This is a genomic window from Caulobacter sp. FW305-C-30-S16 (assembly GCF_058783025.1).
Genome location: NZ_JBYSYH010000005.1, coordinates 133209 through 153769, shown reverse-complemented (window position 1 = coordinate 153769; position 20561 = coordinate 133209). Strand labels below are relative to the sequence as shown.

18 protein-coding genes and 1 tRNA gene are annotated in these 20561 nt (G+C 65.2%); 4 read left to right on the top strand and 15 right to left on the bottom strand.

What is annotated here, in order from left to right; all coding sequences use genetic code 11:
• The 5 genes from AC3WJT_RS17110 to AC3WJT_RS17090 form a co-directional block, all read right to left on the bottom strand.
• Nucleotides 1-77 (bottom strand): hypothetical protein (locus AC3WJT_RS17110; RefSeq protein ID WP_245158267.1); only part of this gene is annotated, 77 nt, incomplete at its 3' end.
• Nucleotides 78-126: 49 nt separating this feature from the next.
• Nucleotides 127-2205 carry an elongation factor G gene (fusA, locus tag AC3WJT_RS17105; RefSeq protein WP_492344339.1) on the bottom strand — a complete coding sequence of 693 codons (2079 nt, stop codon included), beginning with the start codon at nucleotides 2203-2205 and terminating at the stop codon, nucleotides 127-129.
• A gap of 84 nt (nucleotides 2206-2289) precedes the next feature.
• The gene (rpsG, locus tag AC3WJT_RS17100) at nucleotides 2290-2763 is read right to left on the bottom strand and encodes a 30S ribosomal protein S7 (protein ID WP_488899584.1); all 474 of its coding nucleotides are present in this window, start codon (nucleotides 2761-2763) and stop codon (nucleotides 2290-2292) included.
• A gap of 12 nt (nucleotides 2764-2775) precedes the next feature.
• Nucleotides 2776-3147: a 30S ribosomal protein S12 gene (gene rpsL / locus AC3WJT_RS17095; protein WP_488899585.1), complete on the bottom strand. Its 372-nt coding sequence runs from the start codon at nucleotides 3145-3147 to the stop codon at nucleotides 2776-2778.
• A gap of 268 nt (nucleotides 3148-3415) precedes the next feature.
• Nucleotides 3416-5395, bottom strand: coding sequence for an alpha/beta hydrolase family protein (locus tag AC3WJT_RS17090; protein WP_492344338.1), 1980 nt, complete (start codon nucleotides 5393-5395; stop codon nucleotides 3416-3418).
• 141 nt (nucleotides 5396-5536) lie between these two features.
• Here AC3WJT_RS17090 and AC3WJT_RS17085 point away from each other — a divergent pair, with 141 nt between their 5' ends.
• Entirely contained in the window at nucleotides 5537-6196 is a 660-nt protein-coding gene (locus tag AC3WJT_RS17085; RefSeq protein ID WP_492344337.1) for a hypothetical protein, read from the top strand.
• Between the two features lie 68 nt (nucleotides 6197-6264).
• Here AC3WJT_RS17085 and rpoC read toward each other — a convergent pair whose 3' ends face one another.
• From rpoC to rplJ, 5 genes are all read right to left on the bottom strand, one after another.
• Nucleotides 6265-10449 carry a DNA-directed RNA polymerase subunit beta' gene (rpoC, locus tag AC3WJT_RS17080; RefSeq protein WP_492344336.1) on the bottom strand — a complete coding sequence of 1395 codons (4185 nt, stop codon included), beginning with the start codon at nucleotides 10447-10449 and terminating at the stop codon, nucleotides 6265-6267.
• Nucleotides 10450-10536: 87 nt separating this feature from the next.
• Nucleotides 10537-14625 carry a DNA-directed RNA polymerase subunit beta gene (gene rpoB, locus AC3WJT_RS17075; RefSeq protein ID WP_492344335.1) on the bottom strand — a complete coding sequence of 1363 codons (4089 nt, stop codon included), beginning with the start codon at nucleotides 14623-14625 and terminating at the stop codon, nucleotides 10537-10539.
• A 284-nt stretch (nucleotides 14626-14909) separates the two neighbouring features.
• Nucleotides 14910-15068, bottom strand: a complete 159-nt coding sequence (locus AC3WJT_RS17070) for a hypothetical protein (RefSeq protein WP_492344334.1) — start codon at nucleotides 15066-15068, stop codon at nucleotides 14910-14912.
• Nucleotides 15069-15179: 111 nt separating this feature from the next.
• Nucleotides 15180-15563 carry a 50S ribosomal protein L7/L12 gene (gene rplL / locus AC3WJT_RS17065; RefSeq protein ID WP_492344333.1) on the bottom strand — a complete coding sequence of 128 codons (384 nt, stop codon included), beginning with the start codon at nucleotides 15561-15563 and terminating at the stop codon, nucleotides 15180-15182.
• A gap of 45 nt (nucleotides 15564-15608) precedes the next feature.
• A complete protein-coding gene (gene rplJ, locus AC3WJT_RS17060; protein WP_492344332.1) occupies nucleotides 15609-16124 on the bottom strand; it encodes a 50S ribosomal protein L10 in 516 nt (171 codons plus the stop codon).
• A 408-nt stretch (nucleotides 16125-16532) separates the two neighbouring features.
• On the opposite strand from rplJ, the gene AC3WJT_RS17055 reads away from it, so the two are divergent.
• The 3 genes from AC3WJT_RS17055 to AC3WJT_RS17045 all read left to right on the top strand — a co-directional run bounded on the left by AC3WJT_RS17055 (nucleotide 16533) and on the right by AC3WJT_RS17045 (nucleotide 18094).
• Nucleotides 16533-16787: a hypothetical protein gene (locus AC3WJT_RS17055; protein WP_492344331.1), complete on the top strand. Its 255-nt coding sequence runs from the start codon at nucleotides 16533-16535 to the stop codon at nucleotides 16785-16787.
• Between the two features lie 347 nt (nucleotides 16788-17134).
• Nucleotides 17135-17677 (top strand): lipocalin family protein, encoded by a 543-nt coding sequence (locus AC3WJT_RS17050; RefSeq protein ID WP_492344330.1) that lies wholly within the window; start codon nucleotides 17135-17137, stop codon nucleotides 17675-17677.
• A 150-nt stretch (nucleotides 17678-17827) separates the two neighbouring features.
• Nucleotides 17828-18094: a hypothetical protein gene (locus tag AC3WJT_RS17045; RefSeq protein WP_492344329.1), complete on the top strand. Its 267-nt coding sequence runs from the start codon at nucleotides 17828-17830 to the stop codon at nucleotides 18092-18094.
• A 66-nt stretch (nucleotides 18095-18160) separates the two neighbouring features.
• Here the strand turns inward: AC3WJT_RS17045 and rplA are convergent, their stop codons facing one another.
• The 5 genes from rplA to AC3WJT_RS17020 all read right to left on the bottom strand — a co-directional run bounded on the left by rplA (nucleotide 18161) and on the right by AC3WJT_RS17020 (nucleotide 20522).
• Nucleotides 18161-18850 (bottom strand): 50S ribosomal protein L1, encoded by a 690-nt coding sequence (rplA, locus tag AC3WJT_RS17040; protein WP_492344328.1) that lies wholly within the window; start codon nucleotides 18848-18850, stop codon nucleotides 18161-18163.
• A 4-nt stretch (nucleotides 18851-18854) separates the two neighbouring features.
• On the bottom strand, nucleotides 18855-19286 hold the full coding sequence (gene rplK / locus AC3WJT_RS17035) for a 50S ribosomal protein L11 (protein WP_492344327.1): 432 nt from the start codon (nucleotides 19284-19286) through the stop codon (nucleotides 18855-18857).
• A 202-nt stretch (nucleotides 19287-19488) separates the two neighbouring features.
• The gene (nusG, locus tag AC3WJT_RS17030; protein ID WP_492344326.1) at nucleotides 19489-20070 is read right to left on the bottom strand and encodes a transcription termination/antitermination protein NusG; all 582 of its coding nucleotides are present in this window, start codon (nucleotides 20068-20070) and stop codon (nucleotides 19489-19491) included.
• A 4-nt stretch (nucleotides 20071-20074) separates the two neighbouring features.
• On the bottom strand, nucleotides 20075-20386 hold the full coding sequence (gene secE, locus AC3WJT_RS17025) for a preprotein translocase subunit SecE (RefSeq protein ID WP_492344325.1): 312 nt from the start codon (nucleotides 20384-20386) through the stop codon (nucleotides 20075-20077).
• A gap of 60 nt (nucleotides 20387-20446) precedes the next feature.
• Nucleotides 20447-20522: transfer RNA gene (locus tag AC3WJT_RS17020), tRNA-Trp, on the bottom strand.
• Nucleotides 20523-20561 lie beyond the last annotated feature (39 nt).

Below are 20561 nucleotides of genomic sequence, written 5' to 3'. Positions count from 1 at the left end.
GTCTTGCCGTGGTCAACGTGACCAATCGTGCCGATGTTGCAGTGCGGCTTGTTACGTTCGAACTTTTCCTTGGCCATCTTTAGCTCCTGGTCCCCCAATCGGGGTCCTTACGTTTGGGGGTGGGGGTTAGGCGTACTTCTTGATCACTTCGTCGGCGACGTGTTGCGGCACCGGCTCGTAGTGGTCGTATTGCATCGTGAACTGCGCCCGGCCCTGCGACATGCCGCGCAGGTTGCCGATGTAGCCGAACATGTTGGCGAGCGGCACGAAGGCGGTCACGACCTGGGCGTTGCCGCGCTGGTCGGTGCCCTGGATCTGGCCGCGGCGGCTGTTCAGGTCGCCGATGACGTCGCCGAGGTATTCGTCGGGGACGAGCACTTCGACCTTCATGATCGGCTCGAGCAGCTTGGGCGCGCCCTTTTCCTTCAGTTCGCGGAAGGCGGCGCGGGCCGCGATTTCGAACGCCAGCACGCTGGAGTCGACGTCGTGGTACTTGCCGTCCGTCAGGGTCGCCTTGAAGTCGATCAGCGGGAAGCCGGCCAGAAGACCGTTGTCCTTGATGCTCTCGAGGCCCTTTTCCACGCCCGGAATGAATTCCTTGGGGATGGCGCCGCCGACGATCTTCGACTCGAACACGAAGCCCGAAGCCGGTTCGCCCGGCTCGAAGGTGATCATGACGCGGGCGAACTGGCCCGTACCACCGGTCTGCTTCTTGTGCGTGTAGTCGATATCGACCTTGCGGCCGAGGCTTTCACGGTAGGCCACCTGCGGCGCGCCGATGTTGGCGTCGACCTTGTAGGTCCGCTTCAGGATGTCGACCTTGATGTCGAGGTGCAGCTCGCCCATGCCCTTCATGATCGTCTGGCCCGACTCCTGGTCGGTGAAGACGGTGAAGGAGGGGTCTTCGGCGACCATCTTGCCGAGCGCGACGCCCAGCTTTTCCTGGTCGGCCTTGGACTTCGGCTCGATCGCGATCTCGATAACGGGTTCCGGGAACGTCATGCGCTCCAGGATGACCGGCGACTTCAGGGGATCGCACAGGGTGTCGCCCGTGCGGGTGTCCTTCAGGCCGGCCAGCGCGATGATGTCGCCGGCGAAGGCTTCCTTGATGTCTTCGCGGTTGTTCGAGTGCATGAGCAGCATGCGGCCGACCCGCTCGCGCTTGTCACGCGAGGAGTTGAGCAGGCCCATGCCGGTCTCGATCTTGCCCGAGTAGACGCGGCAGAAGGTCAGCGAGCCGACGAAGGGGTCGTCCATGATCTTGAACGCCAGCACCGACAGGGGCTCGTCGTCCGAGGCCTTGCGCACGGTGGCTTCGTCGGTCTTGAAATCGATGCCCGGGGTCGGGGGAATGTCCACCGGCGAAGGCAGGTAGTCGACGACGGCGTCGAGCAGGGGCTGAACGCCCTTGTTCTTGAACGCCGAGCCGCAGAGGATCGGATAGAAGGCACCGCTCAGCACGGCCTTGCGGATGCACTTCTTCAGAACCTCTTCCGAGGGCTGATCGCCACCCAGATAGGCTTCCATCGCCTCGTCATCGAGTTCGACGGCGTTCTCGACCAGGTAGTGGCGCGCCTCTTCAGCCGCGGCCAGCATGTCTGCGGGAATTTCTTCGTCGTGGTAGTTGGCGCCCAGGCCTTCGCTTTCCCAGACGACCGCCTTCATGCGGATCAGGTCGACCAGGCCCTTGAGCGACGCTTCCGAGCCGATCGGCAGCTGGATCGGCACGGCCTTCACGCCGAGACGGTCGCGGATGGTCGCCAGGCACATCTGGAAGTCGGCGCCGGTCTTGTCCATCTTGTTGACGAACACGATGCGCGGAACGTCGTACCGGTCGGCCTGACGCCAGACGGTTTCGGTCTGCGGCTCAACGCCCTGGTTGCCGTCGAGAACGGCGACGCAGCCATCGAGAACCCGCAGCGAACGTTCGACTTCAATCGTGAAGTCCACGTGGCCCGGGGTGTCGATGATGTTCAGGCGCTTGCCGTTCCACATGGCGGTGGTGGCGGCGGAGGTGATCGTGATGCCACGCTCCTGCTCCTGCTCCATCCAGTCCATGGTCGCGGCGCCGTCATGGACTTCGCCGATCTTATGGGACTTGCCGGTGTAGTAGAGGATCCGTTCCGTCGTCGTCGTCTTGCCCGCATCGATGTGGGCCATGATTCCGAAGTTACGGTAGTCTTCGATCGGAGTTGTGCGGGGCATATCGGTCTGCCTGTCGGCCTATAAAACTGAGCGCGGGCGGTTTTGGAGAACCGCCCGCGCCCTGGAAGGTTGTGGGCTGGGTGCTTACCAGCGGTAGTGCGAGAAGGCCCGGTTGGCTTCGGCCATCTTGTGCGTGTCTTCGCGCTTCTTCACCGCGGTGCCGCGATTGTTCGAAGCGTCCAGCAGCTCGGCGGCCAGCTTTTCGGTCATGGTGTTTTCGCCACGCTTGCGAGCGGCGGTCACCAGCCAACGGATGGCCAGGGCGCGGCGGCGGTCCGGACGGACTTCCACGGGCACCTGATAGGTGGCGCCACCGACCCGGCGGGACCGGACCTCGATGGCGGGCGCGACGTTATCCAGGGCCGAGTGGAAGGTTTCCAGGGGACCCTGGTCCTTACGCTTGGCTTCAAGGATGTCGAAGGCGCCGTAGATGATGTTTTCGGCGACGGCCTTCTTACCTTCGTACATCACGTAGTTCATGAACTTCGTGACAATCAGGTCCCCGAACTTGGGATCGGGCAGAACCTGACGCTTCTCTGCGCGGCGGCGGCGGGACATTCTTGCTCTTCCTTACTTCGGACGCTTCGCGCCGTACTTCGAACGGCGTTGGCGACGGTCCTTGACGCCTTGCGTGTCGAGCACGCCGCGCAGGATGTGATAACGGACGCCGGGAAGGTCCTTCACGCGGCCGCCGCGGATGAGCACCACCGAGTGCTCCTGCAGATTGTGGCCTTCGCCCGGGATATAGCACACGGCTTCGATGCCGGTGGTCAGACGGACCTTGGCGACCTTACGCAGAGCCGAGTTCGGCTTCTTCGGGGTCGTCGTGTAGACGCGCGTGCAAACGCCGCGACGTTGAGGGCAGCCCTTCAGGGCAGGCACCTTGTTCCGCGTCGGCTTCGGCTGGCGAGGCTTGCGGATGAGCTGGTTAACTGTAGGCATTCGCTCTTTTCGTGCTCGTGGAGACGTGTGCCTTTCGGCCGAAGCGTCTCGGGGTCCTTGTTGATCTTCCGGCTTTCCGGATGGCCGCTGCGAACGCGAAAACTCGCCGGCACGCGCTTTCATGCGTTCCGGCGGGCCTGGCGGTCCTTGGCGGGACATCCGCTGATCGGGACAGGTCCAGAAGGACCGGCCTCGAAAGAGGGGCGCTAAATACTGGCGAAGGGCCTCAAGGTCAAGGCTTTGGAAAGGGTTGCGACGCGCACGTCGCTCACGGTGTGACCGGCAGCCAACGGTCGAGGAAGCCGAACAGCGACTCCAGCAGCAGGGTTCGGCTCGCGGTGCTCGACAGGTGGTGGTCGTCGCCCTTGAGCACCACCAGATCCGCGGGCCTGCCGGCGTCCCGCAGCGCCCGCTGCATGGTCCGCGACTGCTGGATCGGCACGGTCGTGTCTTCTTGGCCGTGGATCAGCAGAATCGGCGCGGCCAGACGGGTCACGCGGGCCGCCGGCGAGGCCAGCCGGAAGGCTTCGGCGTTGGCGCGGGAATCACCCATCATCGTCTCGAGCGCGTTCATCAGGGCGGTGTCGCGGCCGAAAGCGCGGGACTTGGATCCGACCAGCAGCGCCAGGTCCGAGACGCCGTTGACCGACACGCCGCAGCGATAGACCGACGGATAGACGGTCGCGCTGAACATCGCCGCATAGCCGCCGTAGCTGGCGCCGACGATACAGACCCGCTTTGCATCCACGTCGCCGCGCTCGCCCACGGCCAGCACGCCGTCGATCAGGTCTTCCTGCATCTTGCCGCCCCACTCGAGGTGACCGGCCTTCTCGAACGCCTCGCCGAAGCCTGAGGAGCCGCGGAACTGCGGCTGCAGCACCGCGTAGCCGCGCGTGGCGAGGGCCTGGACCCACCAGTCGAAGTCGAACTCGTCACGCGCCGCGGGGCCGCCGTGCGGCATCACGATCAGCGGCGGCTTTGCACCGGGCGCCAGACCGGGCGGCAGGGTCAGGTAGGCCGGAATTTCCAGACCGTCGCGGGCCTTGTAGGTGATCCAGGTTGTCGTTCCGAGCGGCGCGCCGGCCAGTTCGGGATAGGAGTCGCCCAGCGACGAGGCCTGGTTGGTCCGTGTGTCGAACAGATACCAGGAGGGCGGGCTTGCCGGGCCGGCGACGCGGATCACCACGCGGGTCCGGTCCTTCGACCAGCTGGCGAGATAGACATCGCGCCCGGCGAAGGCCTTAGACAGCTTGGCCTGAACCGCGCCGAGGCCGGCGTCCAGCCACTGGTAGGCCGGCTTGTCCGTCTGGGTAATGATCGCGACGGGCGTCTGACTGTAGCTGTCCCACATCAGGTCGGGATCGACCGTGGTCGCCGGCATCTCGAGCGGGGTGACGGTGCCGTCCGCCAGGCTGCGGCGGACAAGCCGCACGCCCTCCTTGTGGCGTTCGAGCAGGTAGATCGAGTCCTGCGGATCGGAGTAGCCGAGATAGTCGAGGGATGAGAAATCCAGCTCCGTCCAGTTCGTGCGGCCCTTGCCGCGCACGAAGAGCGAGGTTTCGTCGAGTTCGCCGTCATAGTCCCACCGGACCCGCGGCTGCCCGGACAGATCGAGGGTCCAGCTCTGGGTGAAGGGCGAGCCCTTCTCGTGGATGCTGGCCGCGCCGGTCACGACGTCCACCTTCCAGATCGCCGAGACCAGGTTGTCGCCGTCCGGCTGGATCAGCGTGCCGGCGCCGCCGGTGCGGATGCCGACCGTCATGTCCAGACCCCGGACCAGCACCGATGGTTTGGCGCCGTCGAGCACGCGCAGGATCGGCTGCGAAATCGCGTAGCGTGACCACTCCGTGTTCGCCAGCAGCGGCGTCACCAGCTTGCCCTGCATGTCGAGCACGACGTTGCGGTTGAGCTCGTAGGCGTATTCCTGGCCGTTGGAGAAGTTGGTGCCCTTGTCCAGCATGGAGAAGTTCACGACCAGATAGGCGTTCCCGACCCAGGTGATGTCTCGCACCCAGACCTGGCCGAGCCGGACGGTCACCGCGTCCTTCCCGTCGACGGGCGCAAGGAAGATGATCCGCTCGCCCGGCGGTCCGCCCAGCAGGGCCACCCGCGACCCGTCCGGGGAAATCTCCGCCCGCTCGATGGCGGGCAGACGCGCGAAGGCCGAAACGGGCGGGGCTGCGGCCTGCGCCAGTGACCCAAAGGCCAGGGCGATCAGCCCAAGCAGCATCGAAACGACAGCTTTCACGCGATAATCCCCCCGAACTCGCCGCACGCTATCAGGCCTATCGCCGCCACGATACAGCCGCTGATCGCCTTGCCCGCGCCGCGAGGGGGTCACGCTTTCGCCCCTGCGGACGAAAACCCTGCGCCGCTCGCAGGGGGCAGCTTGAACCAGACGATCATCAATCGCGGACGAACGCGCCGGGCCGCCATCGTGGCGGCCTCGCTGGTTGGTCATGGCCTGGTGCTGCTGTTGCTGGGCCTGACCGTCAGGTCTCCGCCCACGGTCCGGACGAGCGGGCCGGAGGTTGTTCCGGTGGAGATCTGGCTGTCGACGAGAACGCCCGTGCGGCGCCCCTCGCGCGCCACGGCGCCCGCCGTCGCCTCGCCGCTTTCGTCACGACAGGCGATCATCACGGTCCCGTTGGTCGACGTGCCGACACTGACCCTGCCGGCCCCGGTGGGGACGGCCGGACCGTCCGCCGGCGTCTCGGGCGGCGCTCACCCCGCGCCCCTGCCCGCCCCGGACCGGGACGGCCTGCGGCGGGCCCTGCGCGGCTCGCCCGTCGGCTGCGGCAATCGTGACCTGGTGGGACTGACCCGGCGCGAGCGGGAGGCCTGCGACGAAGCCTACGCCCGCGGACGCGAGGGCGAACCCTTCATCGAACCGCCGATGGACGCCGGCAAGCGGGCCGCCTTCGACGCCGAAGCCGCCCGCAAGGCGCGGGTCCGCAAGCGCAAGGAGGCCCCGCCGCCGCCTGGCGTGAACCCTTCGGACAACGCCGGCGGCAAGAAGACCAACGGCATCGGCATCCTGGGCTACTGACGCCGCAAACGAAGACGGCCCGGGATCGCTCCCGGGCCGTCTCGCAGATCAGTGGGTCCTCAGACCCCTCAGGCGTCGGTCGTCTCGACGTCGAGAGCGATCTCGGCCGGAAGCGGCTCCATCGTCTCCTCGCGGGAGGCCGAGAGGGCCTCGTCGCGACGGGTGGCGATGCGCTGCAGGCCGCGCAGGTAGGAGCCCGTGCCCGCCGGGATGAGCCGGCCGACGATGACGTTCTCCTTGAGGCCTTCGAGCGTATCGACCTTGCCGTGGACCGAGGCGTCGGTGAGGACGCGGGTGGTCTCCTGGAACGACGCCGCCGAGATGAAGCTGCGGGTCTGCAGCGACGCCTTGGTGATGCCGAGCAGGACGGGCTGGACGACGGCCGGACGGCCACCGCGCGCAACGGCCTTGGTGTTCTCGACATCGAGATCGGGCTTGTCGAGGTGGTCGCCACGGATCAGGCCCGTGTCGCCCGGCTCGAGGATTTCGACCTTCTGCAGCATCTGCCGGACAATCACCTCGATGTGCTTGTCGTTGATCGGCACGCCCTGCAGTCGATAGACCTCCTGAATCTCGTCGACGAGGAAGTTGGCCAGAGCCTCGACGCCCAGAATGCGCAGGATGTCGTGCGGATCGGGGTTGCCGTCGATGATGTATTCGCCGCGCAGGATCACGTCGCCGTCGTGGACGGTGATGTGCTTGCCTTTCGGGATCAGGAACTCGACCGCGTCACCACCATCTTCCGGCGTGATCTTGATGCGGCGCTTGTTCTTGTAGTCCCGGCCGAATTCGACGCGACCGTCCATCTCGGCGATGACCGCGCAGTCCTTCGGACGGCGGGCTTCGAACAGTTCGGCCACCCGCGGCAGACCGCCGGTAATGTCGCGCGTCTTGGCGCCTTCGGTGGGCATGCGGGCGATGACCTCGCCCGGCTTCACCTCGTCGCCGTCGCTGACCGACAGAACCGCGCCGACCGGCAGGAGGTAACGGGCTTCACCGCCGTTCGACAGGCGCTTGTAGGCGCCGTCGGCGTCGATCACGGCCAGGGCCGGACGCAGGTCCGAACCACGGGTCGAGGTCCGCCAGTCGGTGATCACGCGGTTGGCGATACCGGTCGCTTCGTCAGTTTCCTCGCGGACGGAGAACCCGTCCACCAGGTCCTCGTTGCGGATCCGGCCGGCCACTTCGGTAATGATCGGGGCGGTGTAGGGGTCCCACTCGGCGAGACGATCGCCGCGCTTGACCTTGTCGCCGTCCTTGACCTTCAGGCGTGCGCCGTAGGGCGGCTTGTAGGCTTCGCGATCCTTGCCATCGACCTGGACGGTGATGGTGGTGTTGCGGCTCATGACGATGAACTCGCCATTCGACGCCTTTACCGTCGGACCGACGATGCGGGCCGTACCGATGTTGCTGCTCTCGAAGAACGATTGCTCGGCCACCTGCGCCGCGCCGCCGATGTGGAAGGTCCGCATCGTCAGCTGGGTGCCCGGCTCGCCGATCGACTGGGCAGCGATGACGCCCACGGCTTCACCGATGTTGACCGGCGTGCCACGGGCCAGGTCGCGGCCGTAGCAGGCGCCGCAGACGCCGGTGTTGGCTTCGCAGGTCAGGACCGAACGGACCTTCACGCTCTGGACGCCGGCCTTGTCGATGATGTCGGCAAGGTCTTCGACCAGATAGGTGTCGGCCGGGATCAGCAGTTCGCCGCTCGTCGGATCCTTGATGTCCTCGGCCGAGAAGCGGCCCAGGACCCGAAGGCCCAGCGAAACCAGCACGTCGCCGCCTTCGACCACGGCCTTCAGGGTGATGCCCCGGGTGGTGCCGCAGTCTTCCTCGGTGATGATGCTGTCCTGCGCCACGTCCACCAGACGACGGGTCAGGTAACCCGAGTTGGCGGTCTTCAGCGCGGTGTCGGCCAGGCCCTTGCGGGCGCCGTGGGTGGAGTTGAAGTACTCCTGAACGGTCAGGCCTTCCTTGAAGTTCGAGACGATCGGGGTCTCGATGATCTCGCCGGACGGCTTGGCCATCAGGCCGCGCATCCCGCCGAGCTGCTTCATCTGGGCCTGCGAACCACGGGCGCCGGAGTGGGCCATCATGTAGATGGCGTTGATCTCCTTCTCGCGGCCGTCGTCGCCGATCTTCTTGGTCGAGATCTCGAGCATCATCTCGTCGGCGATCCGGTCCGTAGCCTTGGACCAGGCGTCGACCACCTTGTTGTACTTCTCACCCTTGGTGATCAGACCGTCGGCGTATTGCTGCTCGTACTCTTCCGCCAGCTTGCGCGTTTCGGCCACGATCGGCGTCTTGCGCTCGGGAATGACGATGTCGTCCTTGCCGAAGGAGATGCCGGCGCGAGCCGCTTCCTTGAAGCCGAGCGCCATCATCTGGTCGGCGAAGATGACCGTCGCCTTCTGACCGCAGTGGCGGTAGACGATGTCGATCAGATTGCCGATTTCCTTCTTGGTCAGGGCCTTTTCGATCAGGCGGTGACCAACCTGCGGGTGGTGCGGCAGCAGCGAGGCGATCTTCATCCGGCCCGGCGTGGTGTCGATCACCTTGCGGACCAGATTGCCCTCAGCGTCCATCTCGGTGAAGCGGGCCTTGATCTTGGCGTGCAGGGTCACGACCCCGGCCTCCATCGCGGCTTCGATCTCACCCAGGTCGGCAAACATCTTGCCTTCGCCCGGCTCTTTGTCGCGCGCGCCGGAGAGGTAGTAGAGGCCGAGCACGATATCCTGCGACGGCACGATGATCGGGCGACCGTTGGCGGGGCTGAGGATGTTGTTGGTCGACATCATCAGCACGCGCGCTTCCAGCTGGGCCTCGAGGCTCAGCGGGACGTGCACGGCCATCTGGTCACCGTCGAAGTCGGCGTTGAACGCGGCGCAGACCAGCGGGTGCAGCTGGATGGCCTTGCCCTCGATCAGCTTCGGCTCGAACGCCTGGATGCCCAGACGGTGGAGCGTCGGCGCGCGGTTCAGCAGGACCGGGTGCTCGCGGATAACTTCTTCCAGCACGTCCCAGACGGCCGGCTGCTCACGCTCGACCATGCGCTTGGACTGCTTGACGGTGCCCGACAGGCCCTTGGCGTCCAGACGCGCGTAGATGAACGGCTTGAACAGCTCGAGCGCCATCTTCTTGGGCAGGCCGCACTCATGCAGCTTCAGCTCGGGACCGACCACGATGACCGAACGGCCCGAGTAGTCGACGCGCTTGCCGAGCAGGTTCTGGCGGAACCGGCCCTGCTTGCCCTTCAGCATGTCGGCGAGGGACTTCAGCGGGCGCTTGTTGGCGCCGGTGATGACCCGGCCGCGACGGCCGTTGTCGAACAGGGCGTCGACGGCTTCCTGCAGCATCCGCTTTTCGTTGCGGATGATGATGTCAGGCGCGCGCAGTTCGATCAGGCGCTTGAGGCGGTTGTTGCGGTTGATGACCCGGCGATAGAGGTCGTTGAGGTCGGACGTGGCGAAGCGGCCGCCGTCCAGCGGCACCAGCGGGCGCAGCTCGGGCGGGATGACCGGGACCACCGTCAGGATCATCCATTCCGGCTTGTTGCCGGACTCGATGAAGGCCTCAATGATCTTCAGGCGCTTGGAGTACTTCTTCTGCTTGATCTCGGAGGGCGTGCCCGCGAGCTCTTCGCGCAGGTGGTCGGCTTCCTTGGGAAGATCGATGCCCTTGAGCAGGCCGAAGATGGCCTCGGCGCCGATCTCGGCGGTGAAGCTGTCGTCGCCGAACTCTTCCGAGTAGCGCATGTACTCATCTTCCGAGAGCAGCTGGTGCTGCTTCAACGGGGTCAGGCCCGGCTCGGTGATGATGTAGTGCTCGAAGTACAGGACGCGTTCGATGTCCTTCAGCGGCATGTCGAGCATCATGGCGATGCGCGAGGGCAGCGACTTCAGGAACCAGATGTGGGCGACCGGGCTGGCCAGTTCGATGTGGCCCATCCGCTCGCGCCGCACGCGGGCGAGGGTGACTTCCACGCCGCACTTTTCGCAGATGATGCCCTTGTACTTCATCCGCTTGTACTTGCCGCACAGGCACTCGTAGTCCTTGGTTGGACCAAAGATGCGCGCGCAGAACAGGCCGTCACGTTCCGGCTTGAACGTGCGGTAGTTGATGGTTTCCGGCTTCTTGATCTCGCCGAAGGACCACGAACGGATCTTCTCCGGCGAGGCCAGGGCGATGCGGATACGGTCGAAGGTCGGAGCGGCCTGGACCGGATTGAAGATGTTCAGGACTTCCTGGTTCATCTTTTTTCCTTCTGCGGGATCCCCCGCGAAAATTTCAGAGCAAGACGGGCGGTCGCCCCTCCCCTTGCGGGGAGGGGTTCAAAACCGTCAGCTGTTCTCGAGCTCGACGTTCAGGCCGAGGGAGCGCATTTCCTTGACCAGCACGTTGAAGCTTTCCGGAATGCCCGCCTCGAACGTGTCGTCGCCGCGCACGATGGACTCGTAGACCTTCGTACGGCCGGCCACGTCGTCCGACTTCACCGTCAGCATTTCCTGCAGGGTGTAGGCGGCGCCGTAGGCTTCGAGCGCCCACACTTCCATTTCCCCGAAGCGCTGACCGCCGAACTGCGCCTTGCCGCCCAGCGGTTGCTGGGTGACGAGCGAGTACGGGCCGATCGAACGGGCGTGGATCTTGTCGTCCACCAGGTGGTGCAGCTTCAGCATGTAGATGTAGCCGACCGTGACCGGGCGACGGAACTGCTCGCCGGTCTGACCGTCAAACAGCACCGACTGGCCCGACCGCGCCAGACCGGCCGACGCGAGGAGATCCTCGATGTCACCGATGTGGGCGCCGTCGAACACCGGCGTCGCGAAGGGCACGCCCTTGGACAGGTTGCGGGCCAGTTCGATCAGCTCGGCTTCGTCGTCGGGCAGCTCTTCATCCGGACCGTAGATCTCGCGCAGGCGATCCTGGAGGGCCTTCTTCTGCCCGCCGTTCTGCCAGGCTTCGAGCAGGTTCGCGATCTGCTTGCCCAGACCCGCCGCGGCCCAGCCGAGGTGGGTTTCGAAGATCTGGCCGACGTTCATGCGCGAAGGCACGCCCAGCGGGTTCAGCACGACGTCGACGGCGGTGCCGTCTTCCAGGTGCGGCATGTCCTCGATCGGAAGGATCTTGGAAATGACGCCCTTGTTGCCGTGACGGCCGGCCATCTTGTCGCCCGGCTGAAGCTTGCGCTTCACGGCCACGAAGACCTTGACCATCTTCATCACGCCCGGGGGCAGTTCGTCGCCGCGCTGCAGCTTGTCGACCTTGTCCTCGAAACGACGGTCGAGACGCTTGCGGGCTTCGTCGAACTGGCGGCGCAGGGCCTCCAGCTCGCCCATGGCCTTTTCGTCGTCGAGGGCGATCTGCCACCACAGGCCCGGCGCGATCTCTTCGAGCTTCTCGACCGACACTTCACCGCGGCCCAGGCCCTTGGGACCCGAGACGGCGACCTTGCCGACGATCAGTTCGCGCAGACGCGCGGTCATGTTGCGGTTCAGGATCGCGAACTCGTCGTCGCGGTCCTTGCCCAGACGCTCGATTTCAGCGCGTTCGATCGCCAGGGCGCGTTCGTCCTTGTCGACGCCGTGCCGGTTGAACACGCGCACTTCGACGACCGTACCGGCGACGCCGGGCGGCAGGCGGAGCGAGGTGTCACGAACGTCCGAAGCCTTCTCGCCGAAGATGGCGCGCAGCAGCTTCTCTTCCGGGGTCATCGGGCTCTCGCCCTTGGGCGTGACCTTGCCGACCAGGATGTCGCCCGGCAGGACCTCGGCGCCGATCGCCACGATGCCCGCTTCGTCGAGGTTGCGCAGAGCTTCCTCGCCGACGTTCGGGATGTCGCGGGTGATTTCTTCCGGGCCGAGCTTCGTATCGCGGGCCATGACCTCGAATTCCTCGAGGTGGATCGAGGTGAAGACGTCATCGCGTACGATGCGCTCGGAGATCAGGATCGAGTCCTCGAAGTTGTAGCCGTTCCACGGCATGAACGCGACGAGGGCGTTGCGGCCCAGGGCCAGTTCGCCGAGGTCGGTCGAGGGGCCGTCGGCGACGATGTCGCCGGCGTTGATCCGGTCGCCCACACGCACCAGCGGACGCTGGTTGATGCAGGTGTTCTGGTTGGAACGCTGGAACTTCGACAGACGGTAGATGTCGACGCCCGACTTGGTGGGGTCGGTCTCTTCCGTGGCGCGGATGACGATACGCGTACCGTCGATCTGCTCGACCACGCCCTTGCGGCGGGCGATCACGACGGCGCCGGAGTCGCGGGCCACCACGTCTTCCATGCCGGTGCCCACGAGCGGGGCGTCGGACTGGATCAGCGGCACGGCCTGACGCTGCATGTTCGAGCCCATGAGGGCGCGGTTGGCGTCATCGTTTTCCAGGAAGGGGATCAGGGCCGCGGCGACCGAGACGACCTGCTTGGGCGACACGTCCATCAGGTCGACCTGCTCGCGCTGGAGCAGACCGGGTTCGCCGTTGACACGTCCGGGGACCAGGTCTTCCAGGATGGAGCCGTTCTCCATCTTGATGTTGGCCTGGGCGATGACGTGCTTCGCCTCTTCCATGGCCGACATGTAGACGACCTCGGCCTGCGGCTTGCCGTCCGTCACGCGGCGGTACGGGCTCTCGATGAAGCCGTACTTGTTCACCCGAGCGTGGGTGGCCAGCGAGTTGATCAGGCCGATGTTCGGGCCTTCCGGAGTCTCGATCGGGCAGATCCGGCCGTAGTGGGTCGGGTGCACGTCGCGGACTTCGAAGCCGGCGCGCTCACGGGTCAGACCGCCCGGGCCAAGCGCCGACAGGCGGCGCTTGTGGGTAATTTCCGACAGCGGGTTCGTCTGGTCCATGAACTGCGACAGCTGCGAGGAGCCGAAGAATTCGCGGACCGCGGCGGCGGCCGGCTTGGCGTTGATCAGGTCGTGCGGCATCACGGTGTCGATATCGACACTGCTCATGCGCTCCTTGATCGCCCGCTCCATGCGCAGCAGACCGACGCGGTACTGGTTTTCCAGCAGCTCGCCGACCGAACGCACACGGCGGTTGCCGAGGTTGTCGATGTCGTCGATTTCGCCACGGCCGTCGCGCAGGCCCACGAGGACCTTCAGGACCGCCAGCACGTCTTCCTTGCGCAGGACGCGGACGTCGTCGGCGACGTCCTGTTCCAGGCGCATGTTCATCTTCACGCGACCGACCGAGCTGAGGTCGTAGCGCTCCTGGTCGAAGAACAGCGACTTGAACATCGCTTCAGCGGCTTCAACGGTGGGCGGCTCGCCCGGGCGCATGACGCGGTAGATGTCGAACAGCGCGTCCTCGCGGACGGCGTTCTTGTCGACCCGCAGGGTGTTGCGCATGTAGGCGCCGACGGTGACGTGGTCGATGTCGAGCACGTCGATGGTGGTGAAGCCCTTTTCCTCGAGGACCTCGATGGCCGCCGTGTCGAGCTCGTCGCCGGCTTCGGCGTAGATCTCGCCCGTTTCCGGGTTCACTTCGTCGCGGGCCAGGTAGCGGCCGACCAGGGCGTCAGGCGACAGCAGCAGGGTCTTGAGACCGCCGTCGGCGAGCTTCTTGGCCGCGCGGGCGCTGATCTTCTGACCGGCGGGCGCCACTTCTTCGCCCGTGTCGGCGTCGATGAGGGCGAATTCCGGCTTCACGCCGCGCCAGCGCTCAGGCTTGTACGGGGTGGCCCAGCCGCCCGGCTTGCCCTTCTTTTCCTCGCGCTTTTCGAACGGCACGACATCGTAGAAGGTCGTCAGGATTTCTTCGCCGTCCATGCCCAGACCGTAGAGGAAGGTCGTGGCCGGCAGTTTGCGGCGGCGGTCGATGCGGACATAGACGATGTCCTTGGCGTCGAACTCGAAGTCCAGCCAGGAACCGCGGTAGGGAATGACGCGGGCGGCGAACAGCAGCTTGCCCGAGCTGTGGGTCTTGCCCTTGTCGTGATCGAAGAAGACGCCCGGCGAGCGGTGCATCTGCGAGACAATCACCCGCTCGGTGCCGTTGACGATGAAGGTGCCCTTGTCCGTCATGAGCGGGATATCGCCCATGTAGACGTCCTGCTCCTTGATGTCCTTGACGGACCGGGCGCCGGTTTCCTCTTCCATCTCGAACACGATGAGACGGAGCTTCACCTTCAGCGGCGCCGCGTACGTCATGTCGCGCTGGATGCACTCCTCGACGTCGTATTTCGGCTCTTCGAATTCGTACGAGACGTATTCGAGCACCGCGCGCTCATTGAAGTCCTTGATCGGAAAGACCGACTTGAAGACGGCTTCGATGCCCTCGTCACGACGTTCGCCGCTGCGCACTTCGCGCTGCAGGAACTGTTCGTAGGAGGAGCGTTGAACCTCGATGAGGTTCGGCATCTGCACAGCTTCGGGGATACGGCCGAAAGACTTCCGGATCCGCTTCTTGCCGGTGAAGGATTGCGCCATGTTTTTCCCTGCGTGCGCGGCGGGACTCCGCGCGTAAAGTGTCTTGTCGCGTCCACCCTCGGCTCTCCCGGCATAACCGGGAGCGGACACAAGACGATGCTCCTGGCGTTACAGGAGCGCCCCTTCGCACCGGTCGGAGGGCTATGACCGGGCCATCGGGCTACGCGCGCGAAAAATCGCTTCTCAGTTGAACGGTTTTTCCGCGAGGGAGCGGATATAGGGGAAAGCCGGACGGAAGGGAAGGCCCGTCTTCAGACTTTTGTAAGGGCCGGCGGCCGGGGCCGTCAGCTCTTCTTCAGCGCCTTGACCGCGAGCGCGCCGGCAAAGCCGATCAGGCAGACGAAGAAGGCCAGCCTGGCCGCGAAACCGGCCACATCCACGACGAAGCCGAGGATCCCGGCGATGATCATGATGACGAGGAAGACGCCTGCGAGTTTGAGCATGGAGCCGGAACGCCGGTCTGCGAGCCGGGTTCCCGCCCAATGAAAACGGGCCCGGAGGTTTCCCCCCGGGCCCGCGATCTTTGAAAGCGTCAGAGCTGACGCCGTCACATCTTATTTGATGACGACGGTCGCGCCGGCTTCGGTCAGCTTCTTGGCGATTTCGTCGGCGTTCTGCTTCGAGACGTTCTCGACGACGTTCTGCGGAGCGCCTTCGACGAGGTCCTTGGCTTCCTTCAGGCCGAGGTCCGGACGGACGCCGCGGACTTCCTTGATCACGTTGATCTTCTTGTCGCCACCGGCGGTCAGAACAACGGTGAACTCGGTTTGCTCTTCAGCGGCTTCAGCCGGAGCAGCGGCGGCCGGACCAGCGGCGGCCACGGCGACCGGAGCGGCGGCGGAGACGCCCCACTTTTCTTCCAGCAGCTTGGCCAGGTCAGCGGCTTCAAGCACGGTCAGGGAGGACAGGTCCTCAACGATCTTATCAAGCTTCGACATGTGTCAGTTTCCTTGGGGTTCAGAGATAGGCGGAGATGACCGGGTTCAGGCCGCTTCCTTGGCGGCATAAGCGCCAAGAACGCGAGCGAGCTGGGACGCCGGAGCCTGGATAACGCCCGCCACCTTGGTGGCCGGAGCTTGCAGGACGCCGATAATCTTGGCTCGCAGCTGGTCGAGGGACGGCAGGGTGGCCAGCGCCTTGATGGCGTTCTGGTCGAGCACGTCCGTACCCATGAGGCCGCCGACGACAGTGAACTTGTCATTGTCCTTGGCGTACTGGGTGACGACCTTGGCGGCGGAAACAGGGTCCGGCGCATAGGCGATGGCGACCGGACCGGTGAAGAGGGCGTCGCCCGCTTCGCCGACCGAGCCGGCCAGAGCCTTCTGGGCCAGGGTGTTTTTCACCACCTTGATCTGCGCGCCCTCCTTGCGGAGGCGAAGGCGCAGGTCGGTCATTTCCGCAACGGTGAGACCCATGTAGTGGGTCACGACCACGGCGCCGGCATCGGCGAAGACGCCCTTGAGCGTCTCGATCGATTCCGCTTTTTGTGCGCGGTTCATTGCGGTCTCCTGGATCAACGACGCCCGGACCATCCGGACGCCGGTAAGCGTGCAACCCGCACGCGGGATCGCTCCCGAAGGCGGGTTACGGTAGGCCTGTCCCAAGGAAGTTCAGCCGAAGCGCTCCGCGCCAGAGGGCGGAGTCTGCGTGCATCTCTATCCCCGCCTCCCTGCGCTGAAGGGGGGCTCCCCTTCGGTTACGACGATGGTGACCCCAGCGCCGCGCAGTTCTCGGACAGGTCGCTCCCGGGCGAGCCCGGTTGCGGAAGTGGGCGCGTATAGAGGAAGACGGGTTGAAACTCAAGCCGGGAGCCAATCGGTGGTGTTCAGTTTGAAATCAGAAACCCATGATGGGTCTCGCTAGGTTGATTTCGCTGCCTTATGATTGGTGGATCGCAGGGAGGGGCCATGGAGTTCAACGCAGTGATATCCATCGTTCTAGCTATCGTGATTATGATCGGGGTAGCCGGAGATATCTGGAATCGGACTCGGCTCGGCAAAGGCATCGGCTGGCAAGTAGTCCGCTTCAACACGGTCATGATCGCCTTGCCGCTTGCCGGGATATTAGCACTGAATGGGTCATTCACCGAAGGCGTTTCGGCCATTTTAGCCGGAGCTCTAGGCTACGCATTCGGAAAGCAAGACGAGAAGCCCAGCGCCTAGGTCTGGACCCTAGTAGCCAGATGGACCGATAGGCTGCCGCTCGGGCCTACATTCATCGATGACATCTTCCGTCTCGCCAGAATAGCGTTCAGTCCCACGCTGCAGGCGTTGAAGTTTCTCGTAACAACTCTCACCGCGATGCGGGCCTTGATCAGTCCAATTTAGGACCAGCAGCGTCAAGCCGACAATTGCTGCGTATGCCAAGATGAACTGTATGAGCTTGCGCATCTGGCCCTCCGTTCTGGACAGCTATCAATCTCGTTGGCTGAATTCTATCTGAGACCAGGGAGCCAATCCAGCCGCCCGCCGTTTGCGTAGACTGCTCACACCCCCGCCGGAAACCCTCCATGTCGAGACTTGCCGCCAGCCTGCTGATCGCCGCCGTCGCCGCCCTCGGCGCCTGCTCGCCCGCCTCCAGCCAGGGCGCCGTCCCGCAGCCCGCCAAGCCGGTGGAGCTGAACCGCTATCTCGGCAAATGGTATGAGCTGGCCCGCTACGACATGGTCTTCGAGCGCGGCTGCGAAGGCGTGACCGCTGAATACTCCATGCGGCCGGACGGCAAGGTGCGGGTGCTCAATACCTGCCGCAAGGGCGCGCCGGACGGGCCGGTGAAGACCGCCGAAGGCCGGGCGAAGGTCGTGGAGGGCACCGACGGCGCCAAGCTGAAGGTCGCCTTCTTCGGGCCCTTCTGGGCTGACTACTGGGTGCTGGACCGGGCCGACGACTACAGCTGGGCGATCGTCGGCGAGCCGTCGCGAAAGTACCTCTGGATCCTCAGCCGCGACGCGACGCCGGGCGACGCCGCCCTGGCCGCGCTGATCGCCCGCACGGCGGCGCTTGGGTACGACACCAGCCGCCTTCTCGTCGTGAAACAGCCTCCGGCGCCCTAAACCGCTGGAATCGGGACAGAATTTCGCCACTGAGTGGAACTATCCACAGGTTATCCCAATTTGGGGATCAGGATCGCGAAGCCGATCAGACGCCGACGCGGGCGCGCCGAATGCAACGCCCCGCCGCCGTTGAAGGCCTGTTCGATGAAAATGGCTCCCTCCCCGGGCCTGACGACACCCTGGACCGGCGTGGATGTGCGCCGTTTGCGCGCCTTCGCGCCGGAACCCGTCCAGACCCCGCGTGGCCGCCACGCCCAGCTGCTGACGATCGCCGCCGCCCGCCGCCTGCGCTGCATCGAGCGCGCCGGTCTGCGCCGCTTCGAGGACGCCGGCTACTGGAAGGCCGTCGCGCCCAGCGCGGTGTTCAAGGCGGCGGAGCTGCGGGCGAGCGCGGACTTCGTCGCCCTGCCGGCGTGAGCGCAAACGAAAACGGGCGGGCCCTTGCGAGCCCGCCCGTCCGTTGTCTTGCGACAGGTCTGACCCTTACGGGTTGACCGAAGCGGTATCGACCTTGAAGCCCGGACCCATGGTCGAGCTCAGCGCGATGCGCTTGATGTAGGTGCCCTTGGCGCCGGTCGGCTTGGCCTTGGACAGGGCGTCCACCAGAGCCTTGACGTTGGCGAGCAGGGCTTCGTCGGTGAACGAGGCCTTGCCGATGCCGGCGTGGACGATGCCCGCCTTCTCGACGCGGAACTCGATGGCGCCGCCCTTGGCGTCCTTCACGGCCTGACCGACGTTCGGGGTCACCGTGCCGACGCGCGGGTTGGGCATCAGGCCGCGCGGACCCAGCACCTTACCCAGACGACCCACGAGGGCCATCATGTCGGGGGTGGCGATGACGCGGTCGAATTCCATGAAGCCGCCCTGGATGCGTTCCACCAGGTCTTCGGCGCCGACGACATCTGCGCCGGCGGCCAGGGCTTCAGCGGCCTTGGCGTCCTTGGCGATGACGGCGACGCGGACGTCGCGGCCCGTGCCCGAAGGCAGGCTGACCACGCCACGGACCTGCTGGTCGGCGTGACGGGGATCGACGCCCAGGTTGACGCTGATTTCGATCGACTCGTCGAACTTGGCCGTGGCGTTGGCCTTGACCAGCTTCAGAGCGGCTTCGACCGCGTGGACCGCGTCGCGGTCACCGGTCCAGGCCTGAATGCGCTTTGCTTGCTTCGCCATGATCCTAGGCCTCCACGATCTGCAGGCCCATCGAACGGGCGGAGCCCTCGATGATGCGGGCGGCGGACTCAACGTCGTTGGCGTTGAGGTCCTTCATCTTGCCTTCGGCGATCTCGCGCAGCTGCGTGCGGGTGATCGTGCCGGCGCTTTCGCGGCCCGGCTTGGTCGAGCCGGACTTGATGCCCAGCGCGAGCTTGATGAAGTGGGTCGCGGGCGGGGTCTTGGTGATGAAGGTGAAGGACTTGTCCTGGTAGACGGTGATGACCGTCGGCAGGGGCGTGCCTTTCACTTCCTTCTCGGTGCGCGCGTTGAACTCCTTGCAGAAGCCCATGATGTTCACGCCGCGCTGGCCGAGCGCCGGCCCGATGGGCGGCGAAGGCGTGGCGGACCCGGCGGCCACCTGCAATTTGATGTAGCCCAAGATCTTCTTGGCCATCTCTGTCTCCGTTAAGCGGCGCTAGTTAAAGCGCCTATGCGGCCGTGGTGCGGGCAGACCCCTCCCACGGATTTGATCCCGGGCCAGGCCCGGGAAGCGGCGGCGTGTAGCAGACGGGGACATAGACCCGCAAGGGTGCGTGTCCGCCAAACCCGCTGCACTCGATCGGGGGACACGTACCTGCGGTACATGTCCCCTGTGATCAGGCGACCTTTTCGACCTGGCTGTATTCCAGCTCGACGGGCGTGGCCCGGCCGAAGATCGAGACCGCCACGTGCAGGCGGGCGCGGTCTTCGTCGACCTGTTCGACGGTGCCGTTGAAGCTGGCGAAGGGACCGTCGGTGACGCGGACCTGCTCGCCGATCTCGAAGCTGATCGTCGGCTTGGGGCGTTCGACGCCTTCCTCGATCGCGCCGACGATGCGCTGCACTTCCTTTTCGGAGACCGGCATCGGCTTGGCCGCGCTGCCCAGGAAGCCCGTGACCTTCGGGGTGTTCTTGACCAGGTGATAGGCTTCGTCGGTCAGGTCCATCTTCACCAGCACGTAGCCGGGGAAGAACTTGCGCTCGGCGTTGACCTTCCGGCCGCGGCGGATTTCGACGACGTCTTCGGTCGGGACGAGGATTTCCGAGAAGCAGTCTTCCAGACCCTGGTTCTTCGCCTGGTCGCGGATGTGCTCGGCGACCTTCTTCTCGAAGTTCGAGTAGGCGTGGACGATGTACCACTTGTGATGCGGGTTGGACGGGGCCTTCACGATGGCCTCGACGGTGGTCTCGGTGGTCATGGCGTTATCCCGCGTTCGCGAGTTTGAGGAGGAGCGCGACGGCGCCGCTGAGCAGCCAGTCCACGACAAAGAAGAACAGGGCCGCGATCAGGACCATGATGAAAACCATCACCGAGGTGATCCAGGTCTCCTTGCGGCTGGTCCAGGTGATCTTGCGCGCCTCGGCGCGGACTTCGCCGAAGAACTGCACCGGGTTGAACGGCTTCTTCGGCGTCGCGGGTGCGGCGGCGGCTTGTCCAGCAGGCGCGGCGACGACAGCGGCGGCCTTGGCGGCGCGCTGTTTCATCGCGGCGAGGTTGCCCGTTTTCTTGGCCATCGGACGGGTTGAAACTCTTTCAACTGGTCGGAGCGCGACCATCGCGCCCCGTATATAGGGTGGCAGGAGTGGAGGGACTCGAACCCACGACTTTCGGTTTTGGAGACCGACGCTCTACCAGCTGAGCTACACTCCTCCAGCAACGCCAAGAACGCCCGAGGGAATCCCCTGAGGC